General features: G+C 62.2%; 11 protein-coding genes. 2 read left to right on the forward strand and 9 right to left on the reverse strand.

Going from position 1 to position 11,671, the window contains the following annotated elements:
* Positions 1-66 precede the first annotated feature (66 nt).
* Positions 67-1,719 carry a cytochrome c oxidase subunit I gene (ctaD, locus tag ACLKMW_RS18005; protein ID WP_415725871.1) on the reverse strand — a complete coding sequence of 551 codons (1,653 nt, stop codon included), beginning with the start codon at positions 1,717-1,719 and terminating at the stop codon, positions 67-69.
* Positions 1,720-1,753: 34 nt separating this feature from the next.
* Positions 1,754-2,620 carry a cytochrome c oxidase subunit II gene (coxB, locus tag ACLKMW_RS18010; protein WP_415725872.1) on the reverse strand — a complete coding sequence of 289 codons (867 nt, stop codon included), beginning with the start codon at positions 2,618-2,620 and terminating at the stop codon, positions 1,754-1,756.
* A gap of 367 nt (positions 2,621-2,987) precedes the next feature.
* Here coxB and ACLKMW_RS18015 point away from each other — a divergent pair, with 367 nt between their 5' ends.
* The gene (locus ACLKMW_RS18015) at positions 2,988-3,557 is read left to right on the forward strand and encodes an invasion associated locus B family protein (RefSeq protein WP_415725873.1); all 570 of its coding nucleotides are present in this window, start codon (positions 2,988-2,990) and stop codon (positions 3,555-3,557) included.
* Between the two features lie 73 nt (positions 3,558-3,630).
* A complete protein-coding gene (tldD, locus tag ACLKMW_RS18020) occupies positions 3,631-5,043 on the forward strand; it encodes a metalloprotease TldD (RefSeq protein ID WP_415725874.1) in 1,413 nt (470 codons plus the stop codon).
* Between the two features lie 6 nt (positions 5,044-5,049).
* On the opposite strand, the gene ACLKMW_RS18025 is transcribed toward tldD, so the two are convergent.
* The 7 genes from ACLKMW_RS18025 to ACLKMW_RS18055 form a co-directional block, all read right to left on the reverse strand.
* Positions 5,050-6,291, reverse strand: a complete 1,242-nt coding sequence (locus ACLKMW_RS18025; RefSeq protein WP_415725875.1) for a class I SAM-dependent RNA methyltransferase — start codon at positions 6,289-6,291, stop codon at positions 5,050-5,052.
* Positions 6,288-7,052 carry a TlyA family RNA methyltransferase gene (locus ACLKMW_RS18030; protein ID WP_415725876.1) on the reverse strand — a complete coding sequence of 255 codons (765 nt, stop codon included), beginning with the start codon at positions 7,050-7,052 and terminating at the stop codon, positions 6,288-6,290. The genes ACLKMW_RS18025 and ACLKMW_RS18030 overlap by 4 nt, the downstream gene beginning before the upstream one ends.
* A gap of 54 nt (positions 7,053-7,106) precedes the next feature.
* A complete protein-coding gene (locus ACLKMW_RS18035) occupies positions 7,107-7,388 on the reverse strand; it encodes a hypothetical protein (RefSeq protein WP_415725877.1) in 282 nt (93 codons plus the stop codon).
* Between the two features lie 100 nt (positions 7,389-7,488).
* Positions 7,489-9,402, reverse strand: coding sequence for a 1-deoxy-D-xylulose-5-phosphate synthase (gene dxs / locus ACLKMW_RS18040; protein WP_415725878.1), 1,914 nt, complete (start codon positions 9,400-9,402; stop codon positions 7,489-7,491).
* A 90-nt stretch (positions 9,403-9,492) separates the two neighbouring features.
* Positions 9,493-10,413, reverse strand: coding sequence for a pirin family protein (locus tag ACLKMW_RS18045; RefSeq protein WP_415725879.1), 921 nt, complete (start codon positions 10,411-10,413; stop codon positions 9,493-9,495).
* A gap of 63 nt (positions 10,414-10,476) precedes the next feature.
* Complete coding sequence (locus ACLKMW_RS18050) at positions 10,477-10,737, reverse strand: exodeoxyribonuclease VII small subunit (RefSeq protein ID WP_415725880.1); 261 nt, start codon at positions 10,735-10,737, stop codon at positions 10,477-10,479.
* Between the two features lie 3 nt (positions 10,738-10,740).
* The gene (locus ACLKMW_RS18055; RefSeq protein WP_415725881.1) at positions 10,741-11,667 is read right to left on the reverse strand and encodes a histone deacetylase family protein; all 927 of its coding nucleotides are present in this window, start codon (positions 11,665-11,667) and stop codon (positions 10,741-10,743) included.
* Positions 11,668-11,671: the final 4 nt, after the last annotated feature.

Consider the following 11,671-nt stretch of genomic DNA (forward strand, 5'->3'; position numbering starts at 1 on the left):
TACACAGTCCACTTTTAATCTTGGCGAAAGCCGCCGACAACCGGCGGCTTCCACTGTTTCCAGCCGTCACTTGATGCGCGGCAACTGCTCCCACTGGTGGAACGGCGGCGGCGAAGGCAGCTGCCATTCCAGCGTCGTGGCGCCCTCGCCCCACGGGCTCGCCCCGGCGACGCGCTTCTTCGAGAAAGCCTCAAGCACGCCGAAAAGGAAGACCAGCACGGCAAAAGCGGAGAGATACGACCCGTAGGAGGACACCATGTTCCAGCCTGCATAAGCATCCGGGTAGTCGATGTAACGCCGCGGCATGCCGGCAAGACCGAGGAAATGCTGCGGGAAGAACACCAGATTGACGCCGATGAACATCAGCCAGAAGTGGGTGTTGGCGATCATCGGCGAATACATGTAGCCGGTCATCTTCGGGAACCAATAGTACCAGGCCGCGAAGATGGCGAAGACCGCGCCGAGCGACAGCACGTAGTGGAAGTGTGCCACGACATAGTAGGTGTCGTGCATCGAACGGTCGAGACCTGCGTTGGCAAGCTGAACGCCGGTGACGCCGCCAACGGTGAACAGGAAGATGAAGCCGATCGCCCAAAGCATCGGCGGCTTCATCGAGATCGAACCGCCCCACATGGTGGCGATCCAGGAGAACACCTTAACGCCGGTCGGAACCGCGATCACCATCGTGGCGAACACGAAGTAGCGCTGCGTGCCGAGCGACAGGCCGGTCGTGTACATGTGGTGCGCCCAAACCACGAAGCCGACGACGCCGATCGCCACCATGGCGTAGGCCATGCCGAGATAACCGAAGATCGGCTTGCGCGAGAAGGTCGCGACAATGTGGCTGATGATGCCGAAGCCCGGCAGGATGAGGATATAGACCTCGGGATGACCGAAGAACCAGAACAGGTGCTGGAACAGGATCGGGTCGCCGCCAGCCTCAGGCGCGAAGAACGCCGTGCCGAAGTTGCGGTCGGTCAGAAGCATGGTGATCGCACCAGCAAGGACCGGCAGGGTGAGCAGCAGCAGGAAGGCCGTGATCAGCACCGACCAGGCAAACAGCGGCATCTTGTGCAGCGTCATGCCAGGAGCGCGCATGTTGAAGATAGTGGTGATGAAGTTGATCGCGCCAAGGATCGACGAAGCGCCGGCGATATGCACCGAAAGGATCGCCAGATCCATGGCCGGGCCAGGCTGACCCATCGTCGCGAAGGGCGGATACATCGTCCAGCCGCCGCCGATGCCCCATCCACCGGCGGGACCGGGAACGAAGAACGACATCAAAAGAAGAATGAATGCCGGCGGCAGGAGCCAGAAGGAGATGTTGTTCATGCGCGGGAACGCCATGTCCGGCGCACCGATCATGATCGGCACCATCCAGTTGGCGAAACCGCCGATCAGCGCCGGCATGACCATGAAGAAGATCATGATCAGGCCGTGCATGGTCGTGAACACGTTGAACATATGCTTGCCGGCATCGAGCGCGGCATCCGCCTCAACGCCGTAAACCATGGCGGCAAGCCCATGGAAAACCTGGATGCCGGGCTCCGCCAGCTCCCAGCGCATCATCACCGACAAAAACCCACCAATGATGCCCGCGAAAATCGCGAATATCAGGTAGAGCGTGCCGATATCCTTGTGGTTGGTCGAGTAGACCCAGCGAACCCAGCCCGTAACCGGCTTGTGGTCGTGGTCGTCATGAACCGCAGCGCCTGCCATGTTCCGCTCCATTCCTAAATTATATATGCCCGGCTCAATTGCCTGCGGCGGCAACCTTGCTGGCGCCCTCGATTTCAGCCATCAGCGCCCTGTTGGCGCCAGTCAGATCCGACTTGGCCGCAGCCAGCCAGGTATCATATTGAGATTGCGCAACGACGCGGATCGCGATCGGCATGAAGGCATGGTCCTTGCCGCACAATTCCGAGCACTGGCCGTAGTAAAGACCTTCCTTGTCCGCCTTGAACCAGATCTCGTTGATGCGGCCCGGCACGGCATCGGTCTTGATGCCGAAGGCAGGCATGGCGAAGGCATGAATGACATCGCTTGCAGTTACCAGCACGCGGACCACCGTGCTCACCGGCACCACGATCTCGTTGTCAACCGCCAGCAGCCGCGGATAGGCGGCGACATCCTCCTTGCCGGCCTCGGCGCGATCCTCATCGGCCAGCATCGCCGAGTTGAACGAAAGCGGCTCGTCAATCTGGTATTCATAGTCCCAATTCCACTGGTTGGCGGTCGCCTTCAGCGTCAGCTTGGGTTCTTCCGGCGGCGAATACTGCGCCGTCAGCAATTGGAACGACGGAACCGCGAGAAACAGCAGGATCACGACCGGACCGACCGTCCAGATCACCTCGATCAGCGTATGGTGGCTGGTGCGGGATGGATTGGGGTTGGCGCTCGCGCGGAACTTGACGATGCAATAGGCGAGCAGCGCAAGCACCAGAAGCGTAATCGCGGTGATGAACCAAAGCGAATAGCGCTCGAACCAGATTATCTGCTCCATGATGCCGGTGGCCGCCGGCTGAAATGACAACTGCCAGGGCGTCGGCTGCGCCGCATACGCACCTGCAGAGGCGAAAAAGGCTGCCGCGGCACCAACACTTGCAAGGATTCTTCTCATCACCCTCTTGTCTCCCAATTCCGCGCTTATGGTCCGGCACGGATATTCGATCGCACCAAGACGGGAATCCCGGTGGCTCTGGCGCAGGTCAAACCACACTCTACTGCGAACCGCAAGAAAGGAGCACCGCAACCCATGCGGCATTTTTGCGCGCAACCGTCGGATGTCGAATATTTCCCGTCGACCATCCACGCAGAACATGTGCACGCACCGTCAATTGGGCTCACAGCCGCAATTCAGGCGAATTTCACTTGGAAAATCGGTCAAACTGCCGCAATTGGCTGGTTCGGCCGCGATCTTGTCTTATAAAATCTGTTAGAATCTGTCGTCGCGGCCCGGATTTTCCGCGATTCGCAATGGAGCCATTATGAAATCTCGGTTTTCGAGAGCACTGGTCGGAATAGCCTTGTGCGGCGCGATGTACGGCCTTGTCGCCACCGCCGGCGCGCAGCAGCAACCGCAGCCGGCTCAACAGCCGCAGCAGACACAGCAGCCGCAACAGCCACAAAGCGGAGCCGTTCGCTCAACCCATGGCGCGTGGTCGATCGTCTGCGACACGCCCGCCGGGGCGACGGCCGAGCAATGCGTGATGATGCAGAACGTGATCGCCGAAGACCGGCCGGAAATGGGCCTTTCGGTGGTGGTCCTGCGCACCGCCGACAACAAGGCCGAAATTCTGCGCGTCCTGGCTCCGCTCGGGGTGCTTTTGCCCAACGGGCTTGGGCTGAATGTCGACGGCAAGGATATCGGGCGCGCCTATTTCGTGCGCTGTTTCGGCGACGGCTGCTATGCCGAGGTCATTCTGGAAAAGCCGTTGCTCGACACGTTGAAGGGCGGCAAGTCGGCGACATTCATTGTCTTCCAGACGCCTGAGGAAGGCATCGGCATCCCGGTCGATCTTGAGGGGTTCGATGAAGGCTTCGCTGCCCTGAACTGACGCTGGCGCATTGCCGAAGCCGATCATAGCTCCTACATCGGGAAGCAGATTTCTCGAAACAGGCGGTGCCGCCATGAACAGCCTTCTCGGTCAATTCGACGCATCCGAAGAGCGTATCCGCGAAATCGTCGCGGACGCCATCAAGGGTGCGGACGACGGCGAACTCTATCTCGAATACAGCGAAGGCGAATCGCTGATGTTCGACAATGGCCGGCTGAAGACCGCCAATTTCAGCACCGACCAAGGGTTTGGCCTGCGCGCCGTGGCCGGCGAAGCAAGCGGCTATGCCCATTCCAGCGAGTTGTCGGAAACGGCGCTGCTGCGTGCGGCCGATGCTGTCGCGGCGGTGAAGGGCGGATATTCCGGCACGCTTGCCGCCGCGCCCGCCCGCACCAACCGGCATCTCTATAATGACGAAAACCCGATCGCCTCACCCTCCTTCGAGGCGAAGGCCAAGCTGCTCCAGGAGATTGATGCCTGGATTCGCGCCGAGGACCCGCGCGTGCGCCAGGTGACGGCGTCGCTTGCCTCGTCCTGGCAGCATGTGGAAATCCTTCGCGCCGATGGCCAGATCGTTCGCGACATCCGCCCATTGGTGCGAATGAACGTCGCGGTCGTGGTCGGCGACGGCGACCGACAGGAAACCGGCTCCTACGGCATGGGCGGTCGCAAGGGCTTCGGCGAATTCCTGGTCGAAGACAGCTGGAAACATGCGGCCGGCGAAGCACTGCGCCAGGCGCTGGTCAACCTCCAGGCCGTTCCGGCGCCCGCCGGCACCTTCGACATCGTTCTTTCCAGCGGCTGGCCGGGCGTGATGCTGCATGAAGCTGTCGGCCACGGGCTGGAAGGCGACTTCAACCGCAAGAAGACATCGGCCTTCGCCGGGCTGATGGGAAGCCAGGTTGCGGCGAAGGGTGTCACCGTTGTCGACGACGGCACGATCGCCGAGCGGCGCGGCTCCCTGACCATCGACGATGAAGGTACGCCGACCAATCGCAATGTGCTGATCGAGGACGGCAAGCTCGTCGGTTACATGCAGGACCGGCAGAATGCGCGGCTGATGGGCATGAAGGCCACCGGCAATGGACGGCGTCAGTCCTATGCGCACCAGCCGATGCCGCGCATGACCAACACCTATATGACCAGCGGCGATTTGGAGCCGGCCGAGATCATCGCTTCGGTGAAAAACGGCATTTATGCAGTTTCCTTCGGCGGCGGGCAGGTCGATATCACCTCCGGCAAATTCGTCTTCGGCTGCACGGAAGCCTACATGATTGAGGACGGCAAGGTGACGCAGCCAATCAAGGGCGCAATGCTGATCGGCAACGGACCGGATGCGATGCATCGTGTGACAATGGTCGGCAACGACATGCAGCTCGACACCGGCATCGGCATGTGCGGCAAGGCCGGCCAAGGCGTGCCGGTCGGCGTCGGCCAGCCGCATCTGCGCATGAACCAGATGACGGTCGGCGGCACGCAGGTGTAGCCCCGCTCACCTTCTGCGGCGCGGTTTCTCCAGCAGAGCCACCGCCTCGACATGTGGCGACCACAGGAATTGGTCGATCGGGGTGACGCTTTTCAGCGTATAGCCGCCGTCGATCAGGATGCGCAGGTCGCGGGCAAGCGTTGCCGGATTGCAGGAAACCGCAGCCACCAGCGGCACGTCCGACTTCGCGATCTGCACGCACTGGTCTTCCGCGCCGGCGCGCGGCGGATCGAAAACCACGCCGTCAAACGCGTTGAGTTCCTTGAATCTCACCGGACGCCGAAACAGGTCGCGCTTCTCGGTGGTGACCCGCTTCAGACCGGAGGCAAATCGAAAACCGCGGTCGAGCGCCGCAAGTGCCGCGCCGTCACCTTCCACCGCATGCACCTCCGCCTTGGCAGCAAGGCGGAGTGTGAACGCGCCAGACCCCGCAAAGAGGTCGAGCACCTTCTTCGCGCGTCTCAGGTGGTCACTCACCAGTTGCGCCATCACGGCTTCAGCCGAGGCGACCGCCTGAAGGAAGGCACCGGAGGGCGGTTCGACCGCCACGTCGCCGAACAGCACCATCGGCTTTTTCGGTTCGACGATGATCTCGCCATCCACCGTCACGCGCGCCAAGCCCTCGCGGATGGCAAAATCAGAAATCGCCATCCGGGCTTTCTCCTCGATCTTGCCCGAACCCTGAATGGCTACATCGAGGCCGGAGGCAGTGTGCGTGACCGTCAGATGGAAGGGCTGAGCAGTATTGCAGGCCAAGCTCGCAACTGCTTTGAGCTTGCTCAACGCACTGACGATCTCGGGAACGGCGATCGGGCATTCCTCGATATCAATGATGTGATGCGACAAGGCGCGATTGTAGCCGAGCAGCATTCGCGCCTCGGTGCGGCGGGCCGACAACACGACGCGGCGGCGCGAATGCGGCAGGCACGGCACCGTGGCTGAAATCTCGGCCTCGATGCCGCGCGCCTTCAGCGCATGCACGAGCTTGTCGCGCTTCCAGTCCAGATAGGCTTGCGTTTCCAGATGCTGGAGCGCGCAGCCGCCACATTCGGTGAAATGACGGCAGGGCGGATCAACGCGCAGCGGTGACGGCTCGAGAATGGCCATCGCCGTGGCGCGATCCTTTTGGCGGGCGGCCGTCACCAACTCGCCGGGCAAGGTAAAGGGGATGAACACCGGCCCCTCGGTTGTATCGGCAACGCCGTCGCCCTGGGCGCCAAGCCGTGCAATTCGTAGGCGTGTCGTCACTTGTCTTTGATCCCTGCCAGGAGAAATTCCCGATTGCCGTCGCCGCCCTCGATCGGCGAAGGGCAAAGACCGAGCGGTCGCCAGCCCGGTATCGTGGCAAGCCACTCCTGCAACGCCTCGGCAATGCGGGGGCCATCTGCCGGGTCCTTCAAAAGCCCGCCCTTGCCGATCGCCTGGCGTCCCGCCTCGAACTGCGGCTTGACCAGAAAAACACCGCGCGCACCCGCTTCCGCCAGGATCAGAGCCGGCGGCAGGGCGAGCCTCAGCGAAATGAAGCTGACGTCGCTGACGATGAGATGCAGCGCGCGTTCTTCCAGATGCGCGGCAGTCAAGTCGCGGGCGTTCAGGCCTTCGATGCAGCGCACGCGCGGATCGGTCCGCATGCTGTCGTGCATCTGACCATGGCCGACATCGATGGCCGTGACATGCGCGGCACCCCGTTCCAGCAGCACCTGTGTAAAGCCGCCGGTCGACGCGCCGATATCCAGCGCGTTGCAGCCCGCCACATCGATGCCGAACCGATCGAGACCGGCGATCAACTTCAGGGCCGCGCGCGAAACGTAGCCTTGTGCCGGATCGTCGACGGCTATGCTTGCGGCAGCGGAGACGCCCTGCCCGGCTTTCGTCGCCACCACGCCGTCGACGCGAACGGTACCGCGCTCGATAGCGTCACGCGCCCGCGACCGGCTTGCAAAATGGCCGCGGCCGACGAGTGCTTCATCGAGCCTGAGGCGTGTGCCTGTTGCGGGTTTGGCGTTCATCGGTCTTCATTGGCGAAAGCCTCGAACGAAGGCAAGCTTGCTCGATCCAGCGGATCAGAAAATGATGATGCGCGACACCTCGCGTTCCGCCATTGGCATCTGGCGATGACTGGACTGGAAAGACTTCTCGACAGCATTCGAACCGTTGGAAGCGGATTCGGGCAGGATCACGAATTCGGGTTGGCGCTCGTAGGAGAACGCGCCGCGTATGTCTCCTATCCTCTGCGCGACGATCGCCATTACCGCTCTTTCAAGCTTGACGTCGTATCGCGGTCCGGCGACGGCCGGCGCCATAAGCGTCGCCAGAACCGCCGCTCCTACAAGTGGCGTTTTCATCGTTTTTGCTCCCTGCCTGGAGCATTGCTAGCGCACTGCGGCTAAAAATCGCCCAAGAGACAGGGTAAGCAAAGGCCGAAACGGCAGCGTAAACAGATAGTTATGCGTGGGCAGCCTGGCTGGTATGGCCAAGCGCCGCAAAGACGGTGCGCACGATGCCGGCGGCGTCAAGGCCAGCGTCGGCATACATCTTCTCCGGCTTGGCATGGTCGGTGAAGGCATCCGGCAGCACCAGCGGCCGTATTTTCAATCCGGCATCGAGCAGGCCCTGCTCAGCCAGGAACTGGAGCACGTGGCTGGCAAAACCGCCGACAGCGCCCTCCTCGACCGTCACCAGAACCTCATGCGACGTGGCAAGCCGCCGCACCATATCCTCATCGAGAGGCTTGGCGAAGCGGGCGTCGGCCACCGTTGTGGAAAGGCCGGCGGCATTCAGTTCCTCCGCGGCCAGCAGACAATCCTGGAGACGTGTGCCGAAGGACAAAAGCGCCACCTTGGTGCCTTCGCGCAAGATGCGGCCCTTGCCGATCTCGAGAACCGAGCCACGCTCGGGCATGTCGACGCCGACGCCATTGCCACGCGGATAACGAAAGGAGATCGGACCTTCGTCATAGGCGGCGGCGGTGCGCACCATGTGGCGCAGTTCCGCCTCGTCGGCAGCCGCCATCACGACGAAATCCGGCAGTGTGGCCAGAAAGGTCGTATCGAACGCGCCACAATGCGTCGGGCCATCGGCACCGACAAAGCCGGCGCGATCGATGGGAAAACGAACCGGCAATTTCTGGATCGCGACGTCATGCACGACCTGGTCATAGGCGCGCTGCAAGAAGGTGGAATAGATCGCAGCGAACGGCTTCAGCCCTTCCGACGCAAGGCCGGCGGCGAAGGTCACCGCATGCTGCTCGGCGATAGCCACATCGAATGTTCGCGCCGGAAACGCCTTGCCGAACAGGTCGAGACCGGTGCCGGAGGGCATCGCGGCGGTAATGGCGACAATGCGCTCGTCCTCGCGCGCCTCCTGTATGAGGCTTTCGGCGAACACCTTGGTGTAGCTCGGCGCGTTGGCCGGCGCCTTGGCCTGCGCGCCGGTGATGACGTCGAATTTGTTGACGCCATGATATTTGTCGGGCGCTGCCTCGGCCGGCGGATAACCCTTGCCCTTCTGGGTCACGACATGGATCAGCACCGGGCCATTTGCGTTGTCGCGCACGTTTCTCAGAACCGGAACGAGATGTTCGAGATTGTGGCCGTCGATCGGGCCGATATGGAAGAAGCCCATCTCCTCGAACAGGGTGCCGCCGGTCACATAGCCGCGCGCATGCTCGACTGCACGGGTGATGGCGCGATCGACGCGGGCACCCAGATAGGAGGTGAGTTTCTTGCCGAAGTCGCGAAAGCCCTGATACGTCTTGCCGGAAGCAAGCCGCGCCAGGTAAGCGCTCATCGCGCCCGACGGCGGGGCGATCGACATGTCGTTGTCGTTGAGGATCACGATCAGCCGCGCGTCCAGCGCACCGGCATTGTTCAGCGCCTCATAAGCCATGCCGGCCGACATGGCGCCGTCACCGATGACGGCAATCACATTGTTCTTGCCGCCGGCGAGATCGCGCGCCACCGCCATTCCCAGGCCCGCCGAGATCGAGGTCGAAGAATGGGCCGTGCCGAAGGGATCGTATTCGCTTTCGGCGCGCTTGGTGAAGCCCGACAGGCCCCCTTCCATGCGCAGCGTCCGGATCTGGCCACGGCGTCCCGTCAATATCTTGTGGGGATAGGCCTGGTGGCCGACATCCCAGATGAGGCGGTCGCCCGGCGTGTCAAATACGTAGTGGAGAGCGACCGTCAGTTCGATGACGCCGAGCCCAGCGCCGAGATGGCCGCCGGTATGCGACACGACATCGATCAGTTCGGCACGAAGCTCGGAAGCCAGCTGCGGCAAGTCGCTTTCCGGCAGCAGTTTCAAATCGGCCGGTGTAGTAACCTTGTCGAGAAGCGGTGTTGAGGGCGGCAATGTCACGTAATCAGCCTGTCTGCACCATGATGCGCTCGGAAATAGAGCCTAAGCCGGAGAAAGTAAACGCGCGTCTATGCCGCGCATTCTTGAGGTTCAACTGCCGGGCAAAGGTATGAATTCCGTCTCGTCTCCCGGCACGATGTCGAAGCGGCCGGTTTTCCACTCCTCCTTCGCCTGTTCGATGCGTTCTTTCGAAGAAGAGACGAAGTTCCACCAGATATGACGCGGCGACCCGAGCGAGGCGCCGCCGAACAGCATGAAATGAGCGCCATTGTCGGCCGAAACGACGATCTCGTCGCCGGGCCTGAACACCAGCAGCCGATCGGAGGGAAAGCGGTCACCGGAGATAGTGACGGTGCCCTCAAGAACATAGATTGCCCGCTCCTCGGCATCCGCCGGAATGCGGATACGTGCCCCAGGGTCGAGCCGGACATCGACATAGAGCGTGTCATGATAGGTCGTGACCGGTGCGCGATGACCCTCGAAGCTGCCGATCACCACGCGGCCCCTGACGCCTTCGGCGCTGAACTCGGGAAGTGCCGCACTTGCCGTATTCTCGAAGACAGGCGCGATCTCTTCCTTGTGATCGGGCAGCGCGATCCAGGTCTGCAGTCCGGAAACCGACATCGGCGCGCCGCGCAGTTCTTCCGGGGTGCGTTCGGAATGGACGATACCGCGCCCAGCCGTCATCAGGTTCACGTCGCCGGGCGAGATCACCATCTCCGTGCCGAGGGAATCGCGGTGCCTGATCTTGCCGTCGAACAGATAGGTGACGGTTGAAAGGCCGATGTGCGGATGCGGGCGAACGTCGAGCGCCTTGCCGGCCCTGAGGATCGCCGGCCCCATTCGGTCGAAGAAGATGAAGGGCCCGACGAGCCGGCGCTTGGCGGTAGGCAGCGCGCGCCGGACCTCGAAGCCGTCAATGTCCTTGGCGTTTGCGATAACCATCAATTCGAGCGCATCGCACGAAAAGGCATCGCCAAGTTCCGGATCGAGTGCGGGAAAAAAGCTCATTTCCGCCTCCTATTGTCGCTCGCCTCAACGGGAAGAAACTGCGCGTCGCCTTCCGGGGCACTCCTACTCGCCGTCGAGCGGCTCTATGCCCGCAGGCTTGCCGTCGCGCGACAGGCGGATTTTCTCCACCTTGTCCTCCGCAGCCTTCAGCAGCCGGTCGCAATGGGTCTTGAGAGCCTCGCCGCGCTCATAGATGCGGATCGACTGGTCGAGCGGCACGTCGCCGCGCTCCAAATCGTCGACAATGCGCTCGAGCGCCTCCAGCGCCTGCTCGAAGCTCATGGCCTTGATATCGTCTGGCGGCTCGGTGGGTTCGGTGGCCATGGCCTATCCTTTCATCAGTCGCTTTATGTGGGCAGCCACGGAAAACGACAGTCCTTGCAGATCGTAGCCGCCTTCAAGCAGGCTGACGAGGCGATTGCCGCAATGGCGCGCGGCACGATCCATCAATTGCCCCGTCGCCCAGTCGAAATCTTCCTCGCTGAGATTGATTTCGGCGAGCGGATCGCGGTGATGGGCGTCGAAGCCGGCCGAAATAAGGATGAGGTCCGGCGCGAATTCGTCGATCGCCGGCAGCACGCGCGCGCGCATGGCTTCGCGAAACAAATCGCTGCCCGACTGCGGCGACAACGGCGCGTTGACGATATTTCCGACACCTCGTTCACTTTTGGCGCCGGTTCCCGGATAGAGCGGCATCTGGTGCGTCGAGCAGTACAATACCGACGGATCCTCCCAGAAGATGTCCTGGGTGCCGTTGCCGTGGTGGACATCCCAATCGACTATGGCGACGCGATCGACGCCGTGCTTCTTCTGTGCATGGCGCGCGGCGATAGCGGCATTGTTGAACAGGCAAAAACCCATCGCCGTGGTCTTTTCGGCGTGATGGCCAGGCGGCCGTGCGGCGACGAAGACGTTATCGGCTTTGCCGGAAAATACGTCGTCGACCGCCGCGTTCGCGGCCCCGATCGCCGTCAGCGCCGCCTGCCAGCTTTTCGGACTGACCGTGGTATCGGCATCGATGCCGCCGATACCCTCCTCGGGGATCACGGAGCGGACACGCTCTACATGACTTTCGGGATGAGCGTAGAGGATGGTCGCCTCGTCGCCCTCCGGCGCCTCGACACGGTCGAGCGTGGCGAAAGCCTCGTCTTCCAGCACCCGCGCGATCGCTCGTAGCCGGTCCGGCCGCTCCGGATGGCCGGGCGGCGTCAGATGCTCAAGATAGATTGGATGCGAATAAAGTCGTGTGACCATGTCT

The organism is Borborobacter xinjiangensis, from assembly GCF_047739745.1.
Classification (GTDB): domain Bacteria; phylum Pseudomonadota; class Alphaproteobacteria; order Rhizobiales; family Rhizobiaceae; genus Pseudaminobacter.